The 20815-nt window shown below is 59.2% G+C and carries 22 protein-coding genes (1 of these 22 only partly in view); 13 read left to right on the top strand and 9 right to left on the bottom strand.

Annotation, left to right across the window (positions count from 1 at the left end):
* Positions 1 to 8: 8 nt before the first annotated feature.
* From GTN70_06290 to GTN70_06265, 6 genes are all read left to right on the top strand, one after another.
* The gene (locus GTN70_06290) at positions 9 to 476 is read left to right on the top strand and encodes a hypothetical protein (GenBank protein NIO16594.1); all 468 of its coding nucleotides are present in this window, start codon (positions 9 to 11) and stop codon (positions 474 to 476) included.
* 25 nt (positions 477 to 501) lie between these two features.
* Positions 502 to 732 (top strand): hypothetical protein, encoded by a 231-nt coding sequence (locus tag GTN70_06285; protein NIO16593.1) that lies wholly within the window; start codon positions 502 to 504, stop codon positions 730 to 732.
* Complete coding sequence (locus GTN70_06280; protein NIO16592.1) at positions 719 to 988, top strand: hypothetical protein; 270 nt, start codon at positions 719 to 721, stop codon at positions 986 to 988. The genes GTN70_06285 and GTN70_06280 overlap by 14 nt, the downstream gene beginning before the upstream one ends.
* A complete protein-coding gene (locus GTN70_06275) occupies positions 981 to 1427 on the top strand; it encodes a hypothetical protein (GenBank protein NIO16591.1) in 447 nt (148 codons plus the stop codon). Before GTN70_06280 ends, GTN70_06275 begins: the two co-directional genes overlap by 8 nt.
* A 186-nt stretch (positions 1428 to 1613) precedes the next feature.
* Entirely contained in the window at positions 1614 to 2774 is a 1161-nt protein-coding gene (locus tag GTN70_06270; GenBank protein ID NIO16590.1) for an MBL fold metallo-hydrolase, read from the top strand.
* 206 nt (positions 2775 to 2980) lie between these two features.
* Positions 2981 to 3805: a hypothetical protein gene (locus GTN70_06265; GenBank protein ID NIO16589.1), complete on the top strand. Its 825-nt coding sequence runs from the start codon at positions 2981 to 2983 to the stop codon at positions 3803 to 3805.
* A gap of 12 nt (positions 3806 to 3817) precedes the next feature.
* Here the strand turns inward: GTN70_06265 and GTN70_06260 are convergent, their stop codons facing one another.
* On the bottom strand, positions 3818 to 4555 hold the full coding sequence (locus GTN70_06260) for a hypothetical protein (protein ID NIO16588.1): 738 nt from the start codon (positions 4553 to 4555) through the stop codon (positions 3818 to 3820).
* A gap of 129 nt (positions 4556 to 4684) precedes the next feature.
* A complete protein-coding gene (locus GTN70_06255) occupies positions 4685 to 5371 on the bottom strand; it encodes a class I SAM-dependent methyltransferase (GenBank protein NIO16587.1) in 687 nt (228 codons plus the stop codon).
* A gap of 280 nt (positions 5372 to 5651) precedes the next feature.
* Here GTN70_06255 and GTN70_06250 point away from each other — a divergent pair, with 280 nt between their 5' ends.
* From GTN70_06250 to GTN70_06235, 4 genes are read left to right on the top strand one after another with little or no spacing between them, the layout of a single operon-like run.
* The gene (locus GTN70_06250; protein ID NIO16586.1) at positions 5652 to 6320 is read left to right on the top strand and encodes a hypothetical protein; all 669 of its coding nucleotides are present in this window, start codon (positions 5652 to 5654) and stop codon (positions 6318 to 6320) included.
* Complete coding sequence (locus GTN70_06245) at positions 6295 to 7419, top strand: type III polyketide synthase (GenBank protein ID NIO16585.1); 1125 nt, start codon at positions 6295 to 6297, stop codon at positions 7417 to 7419. Before GTN70_06250 ends, GTN70_06245 begins: the two co-directional genes overlap by 26 nt.
* A 3-nt stretch (positions 7420 to 7422) precedes the next feature.
* Complete coding sequence (locus GTN70_06240; GenBank protein ID NIO16584.1) at positions 7423 to 8667, top strand: peptidase U32; 1245 nt, start codon at positions 7423 to 7425, stop codon at positions 8665 to 8667.
* Complete coding sequence (locus GTN70_06235) at positions 8664 to 9410, top strand: class I SAM-dependent methyltransferase (GenBank protein ID NIO16583.1); 747 nt, start codon at positions 8664 to 8666, stop codon at positions 9408 to 9410. Before GTN70_06240 ends, GTN70_06235 begins: the two co-directional genes overlap by 4 nt.
* A 154-nt stretch (positions 9411 to 9564) precedes the next feature.
* Here the strand turns inward: GTN70_06235 and GTN70_06230 are convergent, their stop codons facing one another.
* The 4 genes from GTN70_06230 to GTN70_06215 form a co-directional block, all read right to left on the bottom strand.
* Complete coding sequence (locus GTN70_06230) at positions 9565 to 10290, bottom strand: DUF1571 domain-containing protein (protein NIO16582.1); 726 nt, start codon at positions 10288 to 10290, stop codon at positions 9565 to 9567.
* A gap of 126 nt (positions 10291 to 10416) precedes the next feature.
* Entirely contained in the window at positions 10417 to 11538 is a 1122-nt protein-coding gene (locus GTN70_06225; GenBank protein ID NIO16581.1) for an MFS transporter, read from the bottom strand.
* Between the two features lie 222 nt (positions 11539 to 11760).
* Complete coding sequence (locus tag GTN70_06220; protein ID NIO16580.1) at positions 11761 to 12144, bottom strand: redoxin domain-containing protein; 384 nt, start codon at positions 12142 to 12144, stop codon at positions 11761 to 11763.
* Between the two features lie 18 nt (positions 12145 to 12162).
* A complete protein-coding gene (locus tag GTN70_06215) occupies positions 12163 to 12336 on the bottom strand; it encodes a hypothetical protein (GenBank protein ID NIO16579.1) in 174 nt (57 codons plus the stop codon).
* A gap of 417 nt (positions 12337 to 12753) precedes the next feature.
* Here GTN70_06215 and GTN70_06210 point away from each other — a divergent pair, with 417 nt between their 5' ends.
* On the top strand, positions 12754 to 13191 hold the full coding sequence (locus tag GTN70_06210) for a hotdog fold thioesterase (protein NIO16578.1): 438 nt from the start codon (positions 12754 to 12756) through the stop codon (positions 13189 to 13191).
* A gap of 100 nt (positions 13192 to 13291) precedes the next feature.
* Here the strand turns inward: GTN70_06210 and GTN70_06205 are convergent, their stop codons facing one another.
* The 3 genes from GTN70_06205 to GTN70_06195 all read right to left on the bottom strand — a co-directional run bounded on the left by GTN70_06205 (position 13292) and on the right by GTN70_06195 (position 15518).
* Positions 13292 to 13720: a peptidylprolyl isomerase gene (locus GTN70_06205; GenBank protein ID NIO16577.1), complete on the bottom strand. Its 429-nt coding sequence runs from the start codon at positions 13718 to 13720 to the stop codon at positions 13292 to 13294.
* A gap of 218 nt (positions 13721 to 13938) precedes the next feature.
* Positions 13939 to 14772 (bottom strand): NTP transferase domain-containing protein, encoded by an 834-nt coding sequence (locus tag GTN70_06200; protein ID NIO16576.1) that lies wholly within the window; start codon positions 14770 to 14772, stop codon positions 13939 to 13941.
* Positions 14772 to 15518: an MBL fold metallo-hydrolase gene (locus tag GTN70_06195; GenBank protein NIO16575.1), complete on the bottom strand. Its 747-nt coding sequence runs from the start codon at positions 15516 to 15518 to the stop codon at positions 14772 to 14774. Before GTN70_06195 ends, GTN70_06200 begins: the two co-directional genes overlap by 1 nt.
* Before the next feature lie 347 nt (positions 15519 to 15865).
* Here GTN70_06195 and GTN70_06190 point away from each other — a divergent pair, with 347 nt between their 5' ends.
* Both GTN70_06190 and GTN70_06185 read left to right on the top strand, forming a co-directional pair.
* Positions 15866 to 18163 carry an SDR family NAD(P)-dependent oxidoreductase gene (locus GTN70_06190; GenBank protein NIO16574.1) on the top strand — a complete coding sequence of 766 codons (2298 nt, stop codon included), beginning with the start codon at positions 15866 to 15868 and terminating at the stop codon, positions 18161 to 18163.
* On the top strand, positions 17898 to 20815 hold the 5' portion of the coding sequence (locus GTN70_06185) for an SDR family NAD(P)-dependent oxidoreductase (protein ID NIO16573.1). 43 nt of this gene lie beyond the right edge of the window; 2918 of the gene's 2961 nt are visible here — the first part of the coding sequence; it begins with the start codon at positions 17898 to 17900; the stop codon falls past the right edge of the window. The genes GTN70_06190 and GTN70_06185 overlap by 266 nt, the downstream gene beginning before the upstream one ends.

The raw sequence follows: 20815 nt of genomic DNA, 5'->3' as shown, positions 1-20815 counted from the left end.
GAATAGATATGTGTGACATTATATGGTGCAAGAAGTGCGAGACAGTCAATTACCTGGATCCCTATAACTTCTGGAACTGGGAAGGCAAGATCAACTGCGCCGGATGCAAATCGGTGTTCTACATCCACATGATCCAGGGTCACATGTTCAAAGGGCCCGATGAAAAGCCTGGAGAGAAACCCGATATTGCTCCCCTTTACGCCGATAAGCCACTCGAGGGCTACGAACGTTTCCTGCCGGGCGAAGAGGGCAGGACCCGGCCTTTCAGGTGCCTGCCAAGGGAGATCTACCTCGGAAGGGCAGACCAGAGAAGGTTCAGCGTAAGGGGCAAGCCCCTCAGGGGATGGTCACCACAGCCCCCGTCGACGGGCAAGTTCGGCTCATGTGGTTTCTACTGGGACATAGAAAAACAGTCACCGGAGCTATGGGAAGAGTACCAGGAAAAGCTGAAGCGCGGGGAAGTAAGGGAGTGGTGAATAAGGCAAAGGAGGTAGAAACGCTATGGCGGAGAAAGGGTTATCACCGAAAGAGTTTTTAGATACCATCCTCGTGCCGGAAAAGGAATCGGACCACATATGCTGGAAGTGCGACTTCTTCAAGCCAGTTCTCAAGGGCTCCGGCTTCCCTCCGGCGGATATCATCGGTTGGTGCAAAAAAATCCACTGGCCCCACTACTGGTGCGTTCCCGAGGACCAGGTAATCAAGAAATGCTACGCCTATGTCAAAAAGTAAAGCGCTGGAGGATGAAAAAAAAATAATTCTCTCGTGGAAGGAAAGCTACCTCAGGATGGCCAGAGAGTCGGGGGGGGGTGAATGGCTGGTGAAAGATTTCGAGAGCGATGTAGATGAATACGCCTTCCCCTACGTCACGAGGTTGTACCAGAGCAAGATCATCAGCGAGGAGGAAATGAAAGAATTCTTGGATTTCTGCCAGACCCAGATCATGGAACTGAGACACCTGGCAGGAGAGGAGGACAAAGATGCCTGAGATATGCCGCGTTGGAGTATGTGGGTTCGATCCCATGCTCGTCCGGGGATACGTAAAAACAGGCTACCGTGCCCTCTGGTGGTATATTCCCGATGGGTTATACGAGGATTTCAACGTTTCGCCGGGCGACGCAGTGAAAGGAACACTACTCGCCGTCTACAACTACAACGGCGAGAAGACAGCGGAGCCAAAGGAACCGTTCAGCTGGGTCACGGCCAAGGAATCAGGCCTGGCGGTGGTGCTGCCGGGAGAGGTAATCACGAAGTTCGAGCTGACAGAGTTCCACTTCATCGAGCTGGTCATCGAGAAGGTCGCGAAAATGGAGAACGGAAACGAGATCGAGATCCATGAGGTGTACCCGGGTGAGGAAAAGAAGCGGAAATTCTGGCCGGAGAAGGCGATGAAGCTCGAATTTCACCTCGATTACATGGCTCCATGATACGCGTGCCCTCTCCCCCCGGGGAAAGGAGCGGCATTCCTTTTTCACGATATGCCATTCTACCCCTCCAGATTAGAGTGGCTTGAAAAAGGATAACCCGCAACACGACGACGGGGGGAGAGGGCTTATTCGCACCCTACCCTTCCGGGAGGAGAGGGCAAAAAAGAACTTTTTGGGGGATAAAATATGGAAAGCAGCAAAAGCGGCAATGAGAGCTGGAAGAGCCTTTCGACGTTTTTCAAAAAAACCGACCCCTTTTTCGATAAAACCCTCTTCCTGGAAGGGTACGATATCTCTTCCAACGTGTACGCCATAACGGGGGACTATGTAACGATCATCGACCCCGGAAACGACTATACCGTGTTCCTCGATCTCTTCAGCTCCGGCTTCAAACCCTCCGACATCAGGAAGGTCGTTCTCACCCATGCGCACTACGAGCATGTGATGGGGCTCTTCGAGCTCATGAGGTATCCCGGCCTGGCCGAAAACGGCGGCATAGAGGTCATATGTCACGAGTCCTGCCCCGCGGGACTCAGGGAAGCCCTCGGCAGTCTCGGCCCCTTCCATTCTGCAACCGGTGTGGGAGGGGGGGAAACGTTGAACCTGAGCGGGTTCAAACTCGACGTGATCCATGCTCCCGGACACACGATGGACAGCATCTGCCTCTACCACCCCGCGTCCCGGACCCTTTTCACCGGCGACGCGGTGCTGCCCTACGCGGTGGCATCACCCGACCCTGCTGCAGGGGGAAGGATCGAGTACCAGCTCTTCTCGCTCAGAAGCATATCCGGGATGGAGATCGACAATCTGCTGCCCGGCCACGGGGCCCCCGTCGAATCGGAGGCAAAAAAAGTGCTCCTCGGTACGTACACGGGGATAATACGGAAAATGATCGGCCTGGAGACCGCCTGGCTCGAGGGCGCAGCAAAGCTCGCCCAGAAGGGTTACCTCGTCGAGGCCATGTTCTGCTGCGATAAGGAGCTGGAGGCAAACGAGAACAATCTCATGGCCCTCGAACTGAAGGCGTCCTGCCTGAATGACCTGGGAAGATTTCATGAGGCCACCGGCGCATTTGAGAGGCTCCTCGAGTACCGGCCCGGCTCCACGTTTGCCCTGATCGGGAAGGGGTACGCCTTCATGGGGCTTGGACGTTATGAAGAGAGCCTCGCCTGTTTCGACCGGGCCCTGAAAAAAGACCCCGACAGCAGGGAAGCGCTGATGTACCGGGGAATGGCCCTGTATCTCTCCGGAAGGATCGACGAGGCGATGGAAGTTGCCAACTTCCAGGAAGAGTTCGTCGCAAGATTCAAGGACTGGGTCAGGGAACGGGATCGATCTCCCGGGTAACACCCCCCGATATCCGGCTTTTCCCGCGTTTCACCCCCCCAAAAAAGAGCGCAATTTTAGAAAACACGGTCATGGAGCATCCGGGGGTCCAATTGTGCGCAGAGCAGAACCGAAAAAAAAGGGGAAAAAATCATATCCAAAGAACCGGGAACGGGGGACAATGGAAAGGAAACGAAAAGAAGGGGAGTTTTCCTGGAGACCCGGGCATGCACATGATCTTTGCCGCCGACCTTCACGTATCGAGGGGGCACCTGACGTCCCTGCTTAACACAGCAAAGAAAGAGGGGGTGGCGCGCATCGTCATCGGCGGTGACCTGGTGCCACGGAGCCAGCGAGGCGGCACCGTTAAGGAGAAAATAGGCTACCAGAGGGCCTATATCGAGGGCGAGCTCATCCCGGAGGTTATGAAATTCAAGCAAAAAAACGCGGGCGTTCGCATATACCTCGACATGGGAAACGACGACTTTGCCGCCAACAGGGACCTCCTTGTAGAGCGGGATGGAGAGCTGTTTCACCTGCTCCACAATGCAAAGCACGGCCTCACCGGGGAGGTGGACATCATCGGGTACATGTGCGTCCCCCCCACCCCCTTTTCCCTGAAGGACTGGGAGAAGCCCGACACGCACGAAGCGCCGGTAACCTCAGATTTCTATGAATTATCAGGAGTTTTCACGTCCGGGACACTCCGCCTGGGCGACCTCGACCTGTCCTCGCAGGACACGATCGAGAGGGACATGGATGCCCTGTCCGGGATGGTAGACAGGCCCTTCATCTTCGTCTCCCACAGCCCGCCTCACGGCTCCGATCTGGACCTCCTCGCCGATGGAGAGAGCCACGTGGGAAGCCGGGCAATCAGGCAGTTTATCGAGCGATGGGCCGAGGAAGGAGCGCTCATTGCCAGCTTTCACGGCCACATACACGAGTCTGCGGAAGTATCGGGAAAAGCCCTCTGGATGGCCGGGAGGGTGCCCTGCCACAACCCTGGCCAGTCATTCGGCGCATTGAAGTACGTGACCTTCGCGCTGCCGTAATCGGGAACATCTTCACCTTTCAGGGGAAAAGAGGGCCTGATCCATCTTCCCGTTCAGGGAGTAGGACTTCATCACCGTCTCTTTGATCTTGAAGCCGTTGCCGTAATCGGTCATGCGGAAGGGAAAGGGAACGCCGTCGACGGGTTTGAAATCGGCAAATACGCTCGTGAGGGTAGCCTCGCTGTCGCCGATCGTGAAATACCCGATGACTTTGACGATGCGGTAGGTCTCCGTGTCTATGAACACCTTCATGGGAGGCCCCTCGTCATCTGTAAGCTCGAGGATTCTCACCGCCACACCCCTGAACATCTCCCACCCCGCGTCTTTTATCCTGTACGTTCCCTTCATGAGCCCGTAGGGGAGGTAGAGGTGGTTGAACTGGTAGATCATCCCGAGATAGCGTATCCCGTCCACCCTCTTGAGCGCCCCGTTTTTGGCAGTCCGCCAGCCCCGCTCACCGTTTAGTATCTCGATTTCCGAGGAGCCCTTAAAAAGCGTCTCCACCCGGAGTTTCCTGCCCCGGGCCAGGTACGTTACGGAGGAGCCGCTCTTCCCGGTGACGACCGCCTTGATCTCGCCCTCCCCGTAGACGGAGTGCATATTTTCCAGCTTCTCTCTTCCCCCGTAGGATTCTACGACGCTCGACACAAGATCCTCGACGTCGGAAGAGTATCGATTGCTCTCCCGCGTGATGGCGTCAAGCGGCATCATCAGCATCAGAACCAGGGCGATAGCGGATAACCTTCGCATACGATCCTCTCTGGATAATTGGGCTGTTTGGGTTGCACAATTACTGGGTTACCTCTTCAGATGATCTTGTTCGGGAAAAAGTTTCTCCGCCGCTTCAGGAGGGAAAAGATGCCCGGGGATCGGGAGGCGTCATCGCCCACAGTCGGGCCGGGACGATCGCTCGGGCCGGGTAGGTGCCCTGCCGGAGAAAATGTAGGCGAAGCCGAAATAGAGAGGGGTGATACGCGTGTCCTCGAAGTACACCTGCCCCGGCTCCCAGGGGCGAAAGCCGGCAAGCTCCATCCCCACGCCGAAAGGTTTCGCGAAGGTAAGAAACAGCCTTTTCACCCACGACCGGCTTCTATCGGGCAGTTTCAGGTCGAGAACCACGAAACGCCCCCCCGGGGTAATAGCCAGAGCGGCTTTGCGCATGAGCTCCTCGTACCGGTCTATCGAACGCAGCGAAAAAACCGAAACGACTCCAGCCACCCCCCCGGGAAAGTCGAATTCGGCGGCGTCGCGCTCCACCAGCTCCACATTCGACCACCCACTCTTTTGGACCCTCTCCCCCGCCTTTTCGAGCATATCGCCAGACAGGTCCACCCCGATGATCCTCCCCTCGGGGCCGACTCTCTGCTGCAGGTAGGAGAAGCAGAGCCCCGTCCCGCACCCGATATCGATGACCGTATCCCCCCGGACCAGGTTCAGGTCGCGGACCGCCATCTTCCGGTAGGCCCTGCCCCGAAAACCGACCAGGTAGTAGAGGTGGGCCAGCAGGTCGTAGCGGGCAGCGATCCTTCGATAGAGCTCCCGCACCGGTTCACCCTTTTTCGTCACCGGCCGGCACCGAAAAGGGCCTGCTTCACGTCTGCCCTGCTCGCCTCTCTCAACATTCCCTCCCTTTTCCCTCGCCACCCTGTTCCGGACACCGAGCTGGCGGCACCGGGAGTGCTCGAAATTTTGGCCATCCTCCCGGGGGGATATTTGACGCTGTCCACCCCCGATATATCATACAATAGTATTGCGCTTTCCCCGGTTTCCTGAAAAAGAGAGCGGGGAATGTTTCCCGAAGATTCAAGCGGGTGAGGCCACCTGAGAAAAGGGACAGGAGGGACCGGTGAAACGGGGCTTTATCGGAAAAGCGGTCATTGTCTCCCTTCTTGCGCTCCATTTTTCCCCCCCCTCATGGGCCCTCGACATAACGGGCAGCTGTCACGTCACCTTTCTGGGTACCTCCACCCTCCACGATTTCACCGGGACGGTCAGGAGCCTCCCCTTCCACGTGCACGTCATCGACGGCGGCCCGGGCGGGAAGATCATCCCTGCCGTGACCGTGGATGTCCCGGTGGACGAGATAGTAACGGGGGAAAAAAAGAGGGACAGGCAGATGCGGGAGATGTTCGACAGTAAAACGTTCCCCTTCATCCGGGGCACGGTAACGAACATCGACCCCGACGGGCTCAGGGGCATGATGCAAAAGGACGAAAATGGCGAAGCGCCGGTAGCGCTGACCCTGAGAATCCGCGACATCGAGCTGAGCCTCCCGGCCACGTTCAGCGCCTTCCGCGAATACGGTGAGCAGATCTCCTTTGAGGTGCGCTTCTTTGTTTCCCTCCCGGAATACGCGCTGAAACCGCCGTCACTTCTTTTCGGACTCATCCAGGTGGGCGACAGGGTAGACGTTACGGTTACCTTCGACCTGGAGGTCAAACCCGATGAGCTGTTCACCACGAACAAGACCTTTCAGGAGGGACAAAGCGATGCCGGTGTGGCTGCACCACATTGAGACGATCGTCCCCGAGACGGTGTACACCCAGGAGTATGCCGCGGAGAGAATGCAGCTTTTCTTCGAGGACGCAAGGACCCGCCGACTGATACGGGCCATTTACAGGAAGTCGGGTATAGAAAAGCGCCACAGCGTCGTTACAAATTTCGTCGATGGCGGGCCGGGGAGCTTTTTCGAAGCAGGGTCGGGGGGAAAAACGATCGAGCCAACCACCGGCCGGAGAAACGAGATCTTTGCCCGTGAGTCCCAGACCCTGTCCGTCGAGCTGGCGCGCGCCGCTATCGCCAATTGTCCCGGCACCGGGCCGGAAAAGATAACCCACGTGGTGACCGTCTCCTGCACCGGCTTCCACAACCCGGGGCTCGATTATCACATCGTCAGCGCCCTCGGGCTCCGCTCATCGACCCAACGGTATCACCTGGGTTTCATGGGGTGCTATGCCGCGATAACGGGCCTTCGGATGGCGGCCCAATTCTGCATCGCAGACCCCGAAGCCATGGTCCTGGTCGTGTGCCTCGAGCTCTGCACCCTCCACCTCCAGCTGAACGGTTCGGAAGATTCCCTCATGGCAAACTCTCTCTTCGGCGACGGGGCGGCCGCTGCCGTGGTTGGCGCCCGGCCCCCCGGGGGAGGCCGTCACGTTTACGAGGTAGGCGACTTCATGTCCGCCCTTGTACCGGACGGCAGGGCGGAGATGGCCTGGACCATAGGAAACCGGGGGTTCGACATGACCCTCTCAAGCTACGTTCCCAAAATCATCGGGAAAAATATTCTGCCCCTCGTTACCTCCTCTCTGGCAAGGCACAACCTGAAAACGGGGGACGTAACCACCTGGGCCGTCCATCCGGGGGGCAAAGCCATCATCGACAGAGTAGCGGAGAGCCTCTCCCTGAGCCCCCATCAGGTGAGGGCTTCCCGGGAAGTCCTGCGCCGGTATGGCAACATGAGCAGCGCCACCATCCTGTTCGTGCTGAAGGAGATACTGGAGCACTCGTCCGATCATCACCGGGAAACGGTCTGCGCAATGGCTTTCGGGCCCGGTCTGACCGTGGAGATGTGCACGCTCAGGTCGGGGAAAAACGAAAAAGGGAGGGCCTAGAGTATGCGGCTGAGCGTTGCCACGAATTTCGACCCGCGCCTCATAGAGGAGCTGAAGGGATATCCCGTCGCGGAGTTGTACGGAAAGTTGCGGGAAGACCCCGTCGGGGGTGGGCGGGCACCCTACCAGCTGTCCCCGGTGGGCAGGAAGCGGCTGGCCGACCACGTGGGGCAGTCCCGCCGGGCAGGATTGGAGTTCAATTACCTCCTCAACGCCTCCTGCCTGGGCAACCGCGAGATGACGCGCAGGGGCCAGAGGGAGATCGAAAAGCTGCTGGACTGGATCTGCAAGATCGGCGTCTCAACGGTTACGGTCTCCTCACCCTACCTGCTCACCCTCATCAAAGGTCGCTACCCCGCTTTGAAAGTCCGTATATCGGTTTTCGGCGGTGTCGACAGGGTGCAGAAAGCCCACATGTGGCAGGAGCTCGGGGCCGACTCCATCGTCCTGGACAGCATACTGGTGAACCGGGAGCTCAAAACGCTCGAGATGATCAGAAAGAGCGTATCCTGCGATCTCGAGCTGCTCGTCAACAACAACTGCCTGTCCGGTTGCGCCCTCTCGCCGACGCACATGAACGCCCTGTCCCACAGCGGGCAGTGCTGGCACGACAACAGGGGATTTTTCATCGACTGGTGCTTTTTAAAGTGTACCGAGATGAAGCTCAAAGACCCGGTCAACTACATACGGTCCGAGTGGATACGCCCCGAAGACCTGCACGTTTACGAGGGGCTGGGTTTCGGGCTCTTCAAGATAACCGAGCGCGGCATCCCCACTGAAGCCCTCGTGAACCGTGTCAGGGCCTACGCCGAGAGGCGCTACGAGGGAAACCTGCTCGACCTCATCCAGCCTTTCGGATTCAAGAACGGGAGAGGCGAAAACCGTTACTTCCGCCGGGGGCCCGGCTGGTTCCTCCGCTTCTTTTTGCGGCCGGGGCTCGTGAACCCCGCCCGGCTGATCCTGCTCAAGCACCTGGCGGACTTGTGCTCCATGACAGGCCCGGTCCCGGAACGCCCACCGGTTTACATCGACAACCGGGCACTCGACGGCTTCATGGAGCGGTTCCAGGAGAAGGGATGCCTGGACGCAGATTGCCAGGAGTGCCGGTGGTGCCACGACTTTGCGGCGAAAGCCGTCCGCATCGACGAGCCCCACCGCCAGCAGGCGCTCCGGGCGTACGAAAAGCTCTTCCGTTCACTCGGCAACGGGGACATGTGGCGCTACGTGAGCCACGGGAGGAAGCCGTGAGTTCCAAACCCGCCCTCAGGAGCAAAAACCACCTGGGCTCGCCGGAGGGTAAAAAGCTGTTCAACGAGTGGCACTTTACCAAAGCCGCCTCCCGGTATGACCTGGCCACGCGGGGGATGTCCCTTTACCGGGACCCGGCGTGGAAGGGCTGCCTGGTCGCCGCACTGCCGGAGCTGGAGGAGCCCTTCTGCGTCGACATCGCCTGCGGGACCGGTGACGTCGCCTTCCTGCTCGCCCGGAAATACCCGCGGGGGAAAATCGTGGGGCTGGACATCACGGAGCCGATGCTGGAAATCGCCCGTGAACGCAACCCCCACCCCAGCGTCACCTTCACCAGGCAGGACATGAATGCCACCGATTTCAAGGAGGAGAGCGTCGATATCGTCACGGGGAGCTATGCCCTCCGCAACGCGCCCGACATAGGCGTTGCAATAGGGGAAATACACCGAATACTGAAGCCCGGCGGTGTGGCCGCATTCATGGACTTTGTCAAATCCGGCTCGCCTCTCCTCCAGCCACTTCAGTACTGGCTGCTGAGGGCCTGGTGCGGCCTCTTCGGCCTGGTTCTGCACAAAAACCCCGAAATCCACGGCTACGTGGCATCGAGCCTCAGGGAGTATCCGGACCGCCCGCGCCTTCTCGGCCTGTTCCACGACAGGGGGTTCGATCTCACCTATTCCCGGAGGTTCTTCCTGGGCCTCGTGGAGATCATCGTCATCCGGAAACGGGGAAAAGGGAAATAAAACCAGTTTGCCGTTTCCGGTTTACGGTTTCCGGTCGGACGAGAAACCGGAAACGAGAAACTCTAAACTGGTTTTATTCCGCATTCCGCATTCCGAATTCCGCATTACCACGTATTCCAATGTGGCTGTTATCTCTCGTTCCGCGTTTACCCTGTCAGAAGCCGTACTCGGGGTTGTCCGGGTTGAAGTCCTCCTCGGTGAGCCCCGCGTTCAGCCTGAGGTCCTCGAACCCGTAGTTCTCAATGAGCCTGTCCTCCCAATCGTAGACCAGGACCCTGATCGGGACCTTGGCCTCCATATCCATGTCCAGGACCGTTCGGTAGCAGTAGTAGCCCTTCCTCTCATCATCGGGAAAGATCCCCTCCAATTTCCTCGTCCTTCGTCCGAAGACCTCGTCCTCCCCCCGGTCCCGTGACGTGAGCTCTCCGGAGGCAACGCCCCTTCTGACCTGCTCCGCGATCAGCTTCACCAGGTTCTCGAGGCCGGACTCCGTTATCGGGTGGCGGTTTTCGCGCATAACTTTTGATCCCATCGGATCGAGGTTTACGGTAAACAGCCCCAGGAGCCCTCCCTCGCGGGCCTTGATCCTGTTTTTGTTCCTGCCCTCCACATAGATCAACTCACGCCCCCTGTAGGGCCGCTCGATCCACTTCATGTAGATCTTGAAGGGCCTTTTGAACTTGAAAAAAATCGTCTCCTTTTTGCGAAGCTTTCCACCGATACGCTCCTGCTTGTGGAAAATACCCGTGTAGCTCTCTGTCCGGGACAGAACCGCCTCGGCCTCCACGATCCACTTTTCGACATCCCCTGCCCCTCCTGCCCGTGCGCTCGAGGCGCAGAGCAGGGCAAAGGTCAGGGCGAGAGCCATATTTTTCACCATATATTCACTTCCTCTCCCAAGCATTATAGTACAGCCCTGCGCGACGGCTCAGAATCCCCTTCGAGCCGTTTCGAAACGCCCCTTCACGCCAGAAAAAGTTGATACTCTCACGCTGATCGAGCCAGGTCACCGCTGAATCGGCTTGCGCAGGAAAGAGGTGAGAAGGACGGCAAAGGCGGTGATTGCCGCAGCCAACGTGTAGCTGCTGCCGAAAGATCCCGTGCTCTTGGCGACGATACCGCCCAGGCTCGGCCCTATGGTCTGGCCTGCCGCGAAGAAGAAGGTGACGATGGAAAACGCGGCCGCAGCGCCCGCCGCCCCGAAATAATCGCCCACGGCAGCGGCCATGATCGTCGGTATGCTCCACGCGGATAGGCCGTACAACGCGATGGAAAGGTAGAGGGCCCACAGCCCGAGCTTGACGCCTACCAGCCCGTAAGCGGCGGTCTGCACGGCGAAAACCGCCATAAACCCCCCCCTCCTCCCTATCCGGTCCGAGAGGGCACCGAAGAGGGGCCCGGAAAATATGCTGAAAAAACCGACCCATGCCCAGAAGCGGCCGGCCAGCGCCTCGGCCATACCGCGCTCGCTTACCATGGTCGTGACGACGAAGGTTCCGTATATCATGTAGGTGGCGCCGAACAGAAGATAGAGGATGCCGAGATGAAACAGAACGCCCTTCCCGGGGGAGTTTTCCGTACCGCGGAATTTCTCCGGGTTCCCTTCCACCTCCGATCCAAAAGGGACGAGGTTCTTCTCTCCCGGAGAGTTGCGAAGGAGCAGACCTGCAATCAACGCGATGACAAGGGAGAGGCCCCCGAGAGTATACCATCCCGCCCGCCAACCTTCGGCTCCGAGATGCCGGTTGAGGGCGGGCACGAGCATGCCGGCGAAGATTATCGCTATCCCGTTGCCCACCATCATGAGGCCCGCGGCCCGGCCCCTTTTTGCCGGGGAGAACCAGTGAGAGACCAGCACCATCATCGGTACGTTTGCAAGGCCGCTTCCCATGCCCGTTATCACGTAGAGAATGAGTACCGGGGTGAAACCGCTGCTCCTTCCTATGAAGAGCATGCAGAGGGCGAGAAGGCCAACGCCGGCCGTGATCGTCCTCCGGCCTCCAAACCGGTGCATGAGAAAGGGAGCCATGGCAACGGAAACGAGATAGCCGACGAAGTTGCCCGTGCCGATGTACCCCATCTGGTCGTACCCGAGGGCAAGAGCCTTGCCCATGGAAGGAAGGAGCATGCCGTAAGCGAATCGGGCCAGCCCGAGGCAGGAGAATGTCGTCAGCCCGCCGGACAGGACAATGACCCAGCCGTAGTGAACATTCACATATTTCAGCAAACCGGCCCGCCCTCCCGGGCTGCCAGCAGGATGGGTCACGCCGTCCCCCCTTGGCTCCCCCCGGTCGGCAATGAAACAGGATCCGGGATCAGCTCAAAACCTGCCGAAAATCAGGCGGTTATTTTACTGTATCACCTTTCTCGCCGCAACCAGGAGAACCTCGGGGTCTATCCTCACGGTGTGATCGGGGTTGACCTGTTGAAACGCAACGCTCCCGTCAGCCGCTGTGATGTACACCGCCGGGACGGGCAGTATGTGGTGTGTCCTGCCCGAGGCTTCCTCCACGTCGATCCCGAACTCCTCGTAGCGCTTTAGGATTTCCGGTCCCAGCTTCCATGCCAGCCCGAAGGCTCGCGCCGCCTCGATCCCGCTGTCGGACAGCAGCATATAGCCCAGCCCTTTCGCATCGAGTGTCTCCCGCAGCTTTTCCGGCCGGTCGGGGCTGATTGCGATGATCTGACAACCCAGCTTGACCAGCTCCTGCTCTATCGTGTGCAATTGTCCCAATTGCGTGTCGCAGTAGGGTCACCAGCCGCCCCGGTAGAATATCAGGACAGATGGCCGCCCGGAGACCGCCGCGCGCAGGTCAACGGGACTCCCATCGACCCCCGTAAGCGTCAATGCGGGGATCTGGGAACCTATCAGCAGCGGACAGATATCCCTCGGGGAGTCCGGCACCTCTTTTTTGTGATGAGCCATGGTATCCTCCTCCCCTATGGATGATATCCGCTGTAATTTGATTCACAAAGGGCAAACAGAACCCCGGTCCTGCTTTTCATTCCGCATTCCGAAATATCATGCAGTTTCTGGTTTCTCGTTTCTCGTTTCTCGTTCAACCGGAAACCGGAAACGGCAAACTGCGAACCGTTTTTATTCCGCATTCCGAAATCCGAATTCCGCATTACCATTCCAGCAGTGTGGCTGTTGGCACCATGCTCTGTCGGCAAGATGGTAGTCCCGGGAAAACAGTTTAGAGTTTCGAGTTTCACGTTTCTCGTTTCTGGTTTCTCGTTCAACCGGAAACCGGAAACGGTAAACCGGTTCTCTTCTGCCCCCTGCCCCGTCCTCCTCTAACCGAAGATTGTGGTATCATGCATCGCAGACAGGGAGGTGGCCATGGAAAACCAATTTAATGAGCATAAACGGTTAATGGAGAACGAGATCCCCTTCAACAAACACCTGGGGCTGAAAACCCTCGAGCTGAGGGAAGGCTATGCCAGGTTATCTCTCCCCTTCCGGCAGGAATTCATCGGGGACCAACGGCGGCCCGCCATTCACGGGGGGATAATCGCGACTCTCATCGATGTGTGCGGCGGGGCTGCGACCTGGACGCACTTTAAAATCGAGGATAAAATATCGACTCTCGACATCCGCGTCGACTACCTCCGGCCGGGGCCCGACGACGACCTGATCGCTGAATCCGAGGTTCTGCGTGTGGGCAACAGGGTTGCGGCCGTCAACACCAGGGTCTATTCCGCCAGGGACGGTGAGACCGTCATCGCCGAGGGAAAAGCCGTCTACAATATCAGGCGAGCCGGGGAAATCAGGGAATAGCCGGAGGAGCAGAAATCCGGAACAGTGCAGAACATCCTTCACGGCGGGCATTCCGAAATCCGTGTCGCCGGCGAGCTTTGATCCGGCAGCCACCGGATCGTCATTTGAGTTCGAGAAGGTCGATCTGAAACGTCAAATCCTCTCCGGCAAGGGGATGGTTCGCGTCCAGGGTAACCGATGCATCGTCCAGCCCGGTAACCCTGACATTTACCACTTGACCATCTGGCTGCGGGATCTGAAGATGCTGCCCCACCTGAGGGTTTATGTCCGGGGGAAACTGCTTCTTCTCCACCTGCACCGTCAGCTCCGCGCGGTGGGGGCCATAGGCCTCATCGGCAGACAGCGTCACCTTTTTCGTGTCTCCGGGCGCCATGCCTATAACCGCCTCTTCAAAGCCGGGGATAAGCGTCCCCTCCCCGATGACGAACTGAAGTGGTTCCCTGTCCTTGGATGAATCGAACACCGTGCCGTCATCCAGGCTGCCGGTATAATGGACAGTCGCAGCATCTCCATTTTTCGCTTTGGGCATATCTTTCCTCCTGACTCTGTTTTGATGACGTCCGACAGAAAATAGGATGGATAACCCGGGGCGGGGCAGTTATCGACCTGGTATCCTCAGCCAAACACCATCGGCCTCACTCCCTTATAACGCCGGAGACGTGCAGCTGTCAACCCGCCCTCACGCTGGCCGTCGACGCTGAGATCTCTCATCCCCTGTCAGGGTGTTGGAATGAAAAAGAGATGACGTTACGATCGATCTTCCCCGATATAGGAAAGACAGTGACGGTAGCCTGCGGGATTTCCGATGTCGAACAGAGTCCCGGGCAGGCGGCAGCCGAGCATCTCCCTCTCCTGCAAAATGAGGCTGCGGACGGACACATCAGTAAATTCCTCACCCTCCTTCAACGATCCCCGGGCACGCTCGATATAATCGAACAGGTGGGGCCCGTAGATCGAGATTCCGCAGCTGCGAAGCTCTCCGGGGTGGCGGGTGATGAAGGTGCCTCTGGCCTTGGGGTAAAAGCGTTCAATGCGGAAAACACCCCCGGCCAGGGGAAGTATGTCCACCCTCCCCGAGTTACCGAGCCCCTTCACCCATGCTTCGGGGACAGCAACGAGGGCGGTAACGTCTATCCCGTACCGTTCGAATATCTCTTTGAGAAGGATCAACGCGCCCCCCGGAGGAAAATACACGTTGTCGGGAAAGAGAATTGCCAGGGAGCCGTTTCCCACAAATTCCCTGGAGAGCGAGATGGCATCCCACTCGCCCGTCGCGTTCTCCTGATAGGAGAAGTGAATGGAACAGGCTCTCAAAATCTCATCCATCTCGCCTGCAGCGAGAGGGTAGGCCGATTCCCTGAACCTTCTCTCCTCGAAGTATCTCCTTATGATCTCCTTCCGGCGGTTGATGACAATGACGATCTGCCCGATGCCTGCTGAAACGCCCTCGAGGACCGCGTGCTGAATGGCCGGCTTCTCCCCCACGGGAAGCATCTCCTTCGGCAATCCCGGACGAAGGTCTTTCATCCGCAGGCCGTGCCCGGCCGCCGGAATTACGAGAAACTCCGGCGTCACCCCCATCAGATATCGACCTCCATCAGGTCGAAGGCCAGCTCCACTTCTCCCCCATAGACGGCCCTGCACTCCAGGACTCTCACGTCGTCGGGATAATGTGTCGGGTAGATGTGCGAGAGGATTACTCTTTTCACCCCCGCCTGCCGGGCCACCATGCCGCACTCTCTCGGCGTGAGATGGCCGGGTACTTTCAGGGCATCGGGAAAGGAACAGTCGACAACGAGCAGGTCCGCCCCCCGGCAGAGGGTGACGATACCCTCATCGAGGTCGCAGTCCCCCGTGATGACGACGGATTTCCCCTCGCTACTGAACCGGTAGGCGACGCTGTTGAAGGAGTGAACCGTTTTTGCACTGTCCACGCGGAAACCATCGAAGTCGATGGGTTCCTCGATTTCCCGGACCGCCAACATAAACTCGTCCGGATCGCGAACAACGGGGCTGACGCAGTGGTTGTAGTAGTATTCCATCCCTTTCGGCCCCACGATCAGGAGCTCCTTTTTCCTTGTAAATTGCGGCGTTGAGACGAGTGCGTGGAGGAGGGGCAAAAGATCCGCAACGTGGTCCGGGTGGGTGTGGGAGATGAACACGCAGTCTATGTCTTTGTAGCTCCTCCCCGAGCGCTCTATCTGCCGCAGGGTGCCGCTTCCGCAGTCGACGAGAAGATTTTTCCCGGCTATTTCAAGGAGGTACCCCGGTGCGTTTCTCTCCACCGAGGGGACACAGGTGCCGCTGCCAAGCACAGTGAGTCTCATAGGTTTCTATCCCCTGCCCGTTTCAGGGATCCGAAGAACATATGCACGCCGTACGAGCCACCTTTCCCGCAGCATTTCCTCTCCCGCTGAAGGTGTGAGCGCCCCTGCCCGGATCGCGGGAGCCGGCGGTAAAGAGGCGCGAAATGAAAACCGAAAAAGGGGCGGAAAATATACCCGATTCTCTTCCGGTACTGAATCTTTCATCTTTTCAGCAAAATCTAAAGTTATGTGTTTTTCACCTGTTTGCAGGAAGGAGATATAGGGACCATTGTATCAGGGATAGGGGGCCCTATCCAGAGGAAACCGAATGCGGCAATGCCGCAGCAACCCGTCAAAGGAGAATACCCATGAATAGAGTTTGCGCTAAAAAAAACGCCGGGAGCAGGGCTTGGAACCGGCCTCCCATCACCAAAAAGGCTCCGGGGGACCGGCCGTTTACGGACGAGGAAATCCGCCAGACTGCATCCCTCATCATGGGGAAGAAGGCCGAGAAGAAGGTTTCGAATCTCCCGGGGTCATCCCTGAAAGGTATTCTCGCTCATCTGAAAAAACGGCCCGTCCCCTCGATTCTGCAGACGGTGGACCCCGCTGCCGCGGAAGCCATAGGGAATCAGGTTGCCCAAGTTCTCAGGAAAAAGGAGATCCGCGTGCGTGTCGTCGACCTGGAGGAGATGACAGGCTTTCCCCGGGAAAACGCGCGCCCGAGCTGCGAGGTCATGCTCGTGGAGAAAAAAGGGGACCTTCTCTGGTCGGGAAGAAAAAGCCTCGTTCCCGGTGAGGGCGTCCCCACGATCTACATCACCTCGGCGTTTTTTGCGCGGGCGAAGAATAGCCCCGGCCTGCTTCTCCAGGCAGTCCTCCACCCCGTTCTCGAATGGATCCTCGACCTGCCCCACATTCTCGCCGTCCTCTGCGAGTCTGCCTACAACGACAGAGAGCCTGGCCCGGGGGGAGACGACGTGAGCGACCTGAACCGCTTCATCGCCGAAGAGGCGGCCAGGGACCGTGACTTCGCCTACTTCGACCGGATCCTGGGGACCGAGTACGAACCCGATGAGTTTCGGCTGGAGGAGCTCAACGCGCGGTTCGGCAACGACGTGGAAAAAAGAAACGTGGTGGTCTATCGTGCCCGTGCCCTGGGCACCAACTACCGGAAGCTCATGGAATCCCTCCTCGCCGAAACGCGGGAGGTAATTTCCAGCGAAGAGGTGGACGAAGCACGAAAGATACTCAGCGAGGGGAACCCGGAGCAGGCCCTGACGATTCTGCGGAGGCTGAAACAGGACCCCTCAGTAACGGGCCTGTCCCGAAAAGAGGTGTCAGGCCTGATCGAGGTGGCGATTCGCTGCTTTGCCCTGAGCGCCGACCCCGCATACGAGGGGCTCCGGCTGGAAAAAGGTAACATCGTCTCCGAGCCGTGGGCGGAAAAGAAAGCGAGGGAATTTGCCGAACTCCTCAGGGAGTCGGTGGAGATGATAAAAAGCGGCAGGAGCAGGACGAAGACCAGGGGGGAAGAAAGCATCGACCCCCTCGGCGTGACGGGGAGGCCGAGGATCATACACGTCCTCCCTGAGCTGGAGCGACCTTCGGCGAGGTTCATCGACGGCCACGACCGGTCCCACTGGGTGTTCGAGCGCTCCTTCGTGGATGCTCTCATGGCGGGAAAAGCTTCGGGCAAGGCCCCGAAGGGCATCCCGGCAATCATGGCCTGCCGCTTCGTGCGCGACAGCGCTTTCCCGGATGAAAAGCTGAAGTTGGAGCAGCAGTTCACGCTGGCCGTCAAGGGAGCCCTCGAGGCGTACCGGTTCTTCCGCGAGTTGCCCGGGGAGGTCCATGACGAGATCGCCGCTTTTTACGCGGCCAGGGGGAGTGTCGACCGCCTCTACCAGCTCTTCATCTCCCTGGGCGAGGAGAGCAATGTCGCACGGGCCACTCACCTGCTCCGTGACACCATATCGAAGACCCACTCCTTCAACTACGTCCGCTACCCCGACACCTCCCTGGCCGGCAAGGTGATCGTCATCACCGGGGGTGGGACAGGTATGGGCAGATCCCTTGCCCTCGAGGCGGCAACACACGGGGCAAACGTGGTGATCACGGGAAGGCGCCCCGAACCCCTGGAGGAGACCCGGGCCGACATGGAGGACCTCATCGGCCACCTGGGCCTCACGAACAGGACTATCACCGTCCAGGGGGATGTGAGCGACTCGAAGTACGTGGGCGAGATGTTCGACAAAATCAGCCGCGAGTTCGGCAGGATAGACATCCTCTACAACAACGCCGGGGTCTCCGGCCCCGTCGAGTTCGGCTCCGTCTACCAGGAGGAGCACTTCGACCAGTACCGTGAGGCGGTGAACATTCACCTAACCGGCGCCTGGCTTGCAAGCCTCGAGGCGGCAAAGAGGATGGAGAACCAGAAGGAAGGGGGNNCTGCACGCCTACCCCGGAAGGCTCCCCTACACTTCGGCACAGTCGGCAAAGCTTGCCCTCGGAGATTACCTCGCGTGGCTCCTGGCAGACAAGAATATCACCGTACTCTCCCTCAACCCCTCCGCGGTCCACACCGAGCGCATACAGATCGGTTCAGGGGTCTTCGACAAGGGCTCCCTGGCCCGCGCAAGGATCGGGAGACACGTCGATGCTGAATCATTGCGGAAGGACACCCTTGACCGGACCGTGACCCACTCTTTCGTCCTCCCCCGGGATTTCGCCCGCGTTGCACTCGACATGCACCGCCCGGAGTTTCGAAGGACCGTCGGCGGCCAGCGGATACCCATGGGAGGCGTTACCTACGAGCAGCCTCCCGGCGTCATCCCCTCTCCCGCGGCGCTCAGGCAATATCCGAACATGATCGGAAAGGTTGCCCTGGTCACCCTCCACCGCCCATTCGGAAACGACAGGTCTCTCTTCGAGGAATCGGTTCTCGCCCTGGCCCGTTCGGGGGCTGACATATACCTTGCAGGAAGCATAGCGGATGATCTGGAAAGCCTCGCCCGGAAGGTAAACGGCTCCGGTTTCGACGGCACGGCCACCGCATGCCCCACGAACATCGGCAACCTGGCCGAGGTGCAGGAACTGTTCGACAGTCTTCCGCGGATAGACCTGCTCCTCCACTTCTCCGGAAGCGTGGACTGGAAGCGGTCGCTCGCGAAAATTCCCTACGACGAGTGGACAGACGCAGTGGAGCAGTTCGGTTTCGTTCCCCGCCTCCTGTCCTGGCAGGCGGAAAAGAGGATGGACAGGGACGGGATCGACGGCACGATCGTCCTGGTCGGGCCGGACCTCTCCGGCGTTCCCTCGATAAGAGAGCGCGACCTGGTCCAGGTGTTCCAGGCAATGCTCAGGCCGGCAGTAGCGACGGAATCGATGGAGCGTGCTTTCATGCGCAAGGCCCACGCGGAAAAGACGGCGCCCGTCACCGTGAGCGCCATCAACATCGGCCTGGTTCTTCCCGGGAGGACAGACGGACGGAACAAACAGGCCGATCCCCGAAAAACGGCCGCTTCTGTCCTGTGGCTCGTGGAGGAGGCGAAGCGGGTCTCCGGAGCTGTCATTCTCCCTGACGAGCAAAACAGCATCGCGGGGCTTCCCGGGGAGCCCGAGGAAAAAGTCGGGACCATGGCGGGCAGGGTGGCGGTGGTGACGGGAGGAATCCGCAACCTGGGCAGGGAAATTTCCCTCCGCTTCGCAGCGGAGAGGGCCTGCGTCGTCGCTGCGAGCCGCCATCCCAGGACCACGGGGCTGACCGGCGAGGAGGCAGCCAGCGCGAGAGAAGCCCTCAAGGCGGGAGAAGGCGTCCTTGCAGCCATGCGGTCCATGGGGGGAAGGCCGGCCTGGATCGACACCGATATATCTTCGCCGGATCAGGTTCACGCCCTCATAGATGAAACCATCAGGCGTTTCGCCCGAATAGACTCTTTCGTCAACAACGCCGGCGCGGGGGGCAGCTTTTCTCTCATCGCCGACGTCATGCGGGATCACCGGGAGAACTGGGATCTGGTCCTTCGGAGCAACTTCCTCGGCCCCTGGTATGCCACGTCCCTGCTCCGTCCCATCATGAGAAAGCAGGAGGACGGCGGGGCCATCGTCAACGTGTCGACCCATTACTCCGACCATCCCTACCTATTCCGGACCATCTACACGGTCTCGAAAATCGCCATCAAAGCCCTCACCCTGGCACTCAAAGACTCCCTGGCAGGCGAAGGGATCTTCATAGCCGATGTCGCCCCGAGCCTCATCGCGGGACCCCGGATGGACTGGGTGATGAGCAACTATGCGAAAACCTTCGCCGCCCAGTTCGAGTCCATCCCGGGACTCAAACCCTCGGACGGAGCGAAGCTCAGGGAGCAGTTCATCCTCTCCTTCGACCGGACCGAGAAGCCCGAAAATCGGGAAAAAGCAGCCGCCTCCTACCTCACCGCCGTGAGGCAGAGCAAGCTTCCCAGATCGACCCGGGCAGAGATGGAATCCTGGTACGGAAGGATACAGGAGTGGTTCCGGTCCACCGTTCCGGACCACCCCCCCACGAACGGGCAGGTTGCCGACGCCGTGCTGTTCGGGGCCAAAAACGCGAAGTTCATGGAGGACCGCTTTATCAGCGTCTCTTCTCTGCCGCCTTTCCTTTCCTTCCCGCCGGAGCAGAAGGGGGAAGAAAGGCCCATTGCGGGGAGGTCATTCCTCATTCTCCAGGCGGGTTCACCGGGTATCGACGGCACCGCCATTTCCCCGGTAGGAGAGGCCATAGCGGGTAAGGGCGGCCACGTCACCCAGATCGTACAGTCGCAAAAAGCCCCGGGCCAGGTAACCATCCTCAGGCCGAAAGACACAGCGGGAAAGGCCCGGGAAAGCCAGTCCTTCGACTCCCTCACCCGGGAGATAGACCTCTCAGACCCCAGGGTCATCGAGCCCTGGCTCGACAACACCCTTCTTGGAGGGCCCCGGATCGGCGGCTTCATCCTCTTGACCGGCAGGTCGGCCACAGAAGGTCCGATCCTCGAATTTTCCCTCGAGGACATGGAAAAATTCCTTGGCCACCTGAGCACGATACTGTCCCTGTTCGGCGAGTCCCTGCGAGCGGTCGAGGAGGAGGGCCATTTGATCGTCGTCGTCCCGCCTCCCTCCAGCGAGGAGGGGCACCTGGTCAGGGCCGCGGTCAGGCAGATGGTCCGCACCGCTCTTGCCGAGCAGCATTTCCTCTATCCGTCGAAAAGAGTCCACATCAGCCTGCTTTCTGCCCCCGAAGCCGGCGGAGAGCGGGAATTTCACGGTCTGGTTACGGACGTGCTATCGGGCAGGGC

Source organism: Deltaproteobacteria bacterium (assembly GCA_011773515.1).
Lineage (GTDB): Bacteria > Desulfobacterota > Deferrimicrobia > J040 > J040 > WVXK01.
The sequence above is the reverse complement of the archived record's forward strand: the minus strand, read 5'-3'. Positions and strand labels throughout refer to the sequence as shown.

What these genes read in the sequence shown, in the direction of transcription:
- GTN70_06290 (NIO16594.1), top strand. Translation starts at nt 9, where the DNA reads ATGTGTGACATTATATGGTGCAAGAAGTGCGAGACAGTCAATTACCTG.
- GTN70_06285 (NIO16593.1), top strand. Translation starts at nt 502, where the DNA reads ATGGCGGAGAAAGGGTTATCACCGAAAGAGTTTTTAGATACCATCCTC.
- GTN70_06280 (NIO16592.1), top strand. Translation starts at nt 719, where the DNA reads ATGTCAAAAAGTAAAGCGCTGGAGGATGAAAAAAAAATAATTCTCTCG.
- GTN70_06275 (NIO16591.1), top strand. Translation starts at nt 981, where the DNA reads ATGCCTGAGATATGCCGCGTTGGAGTATGTGGGTTCGATCCCATGCTC.
- GTN70_06270 (NIO16590.1), top strand. Translation starts at nt 1,614, where the DNA reads ATGGAAAGCAGCAAAAGCGGCAATGAGAGCTGGAAGAGCCTTTCGACG.
- GTN70_06265 (NIO16589.1), top strand. Translation starts at nt 2,981, where the DNA reads ATGCACATGATCTTTGCCGCCGACCTTCACGTATCGAGGGGGCACCTG.
- GTN70_06260 (NIO16588.1), bottom strand. Translation starts at nt 4,555, where the DNA reads ATGCGAAGGTTATCCGCTATCGCCCTGGTTCTGATGCTGATGATGCCG.
- GTN70_06245 (NIO16585.1), top strand. Translation starts at nt 6,295, where the DNA reads ATGCCGGTGTGGCTGCACCACATTGAGACGATCGTCCCCGAGACGGTG.
- GTN70_06240 (NIO16584.1), top strand. Translation starts at nt 7,423, where the DNA reads ATGCGGCTGAGCGTTGCCACGAATTTCGACCCGCGCCTCATAGAGGAG.
- GTN70_06230 (NIO16582.1), bottom strand. Translation starts at nt 10,290, where the DNA reads ATGGTGAAAAATATGGCTCTCGCCCTGACCTTTGCCCTGCTCTGCGCC.
- GTN70_06225 (NIO16581.1), bottom strand. Translation starts at nt 11,538, where the DNA reads ATGCTCCTTCCTTCCATGGGCAAGGCTCTTGCCCTCGGGTACGACCAG.
- GTN70_06215 (NIO16579.1), bottom strand. Translation starts at nt 12,336, where the DNA reads ATGGCTCATCACAAAAAAGAGGTGCCGGACTCCCCGAGGGATATCTGT.
- GTN70_06210 (NIO16578.1), top strand. Translation starts at nt 12,754, where the DNA reads ATGGAAAACCAATTTAATGAGCATAAACGGTTAATGGAGAACGAGATC.
- GTN70_06205 (NIO16577.1), bottom strand. Translation starts at nt 13,720, where the DNA reads ATGCCCAAAGCGAAAAATGGAGATGCTGCGACTGTCCATTATACCGGC.
- GTN70_06200 (NIO16576.1), bottom strand. Translation starts at nt 14,772, where the DNA reads ATGGGGGTGACGCCGGAGTTTCTCGTAATTCCGGCGGCCGGGCACGGC.
- GTN70_06195 (NIO16575.1), bottom strand. Translation starts at nt 15,518, where the DNA reads ATGAGACTCACTGTGCTTGGCAGCGGCACCTGTGTCCCCTCGGTGGAG.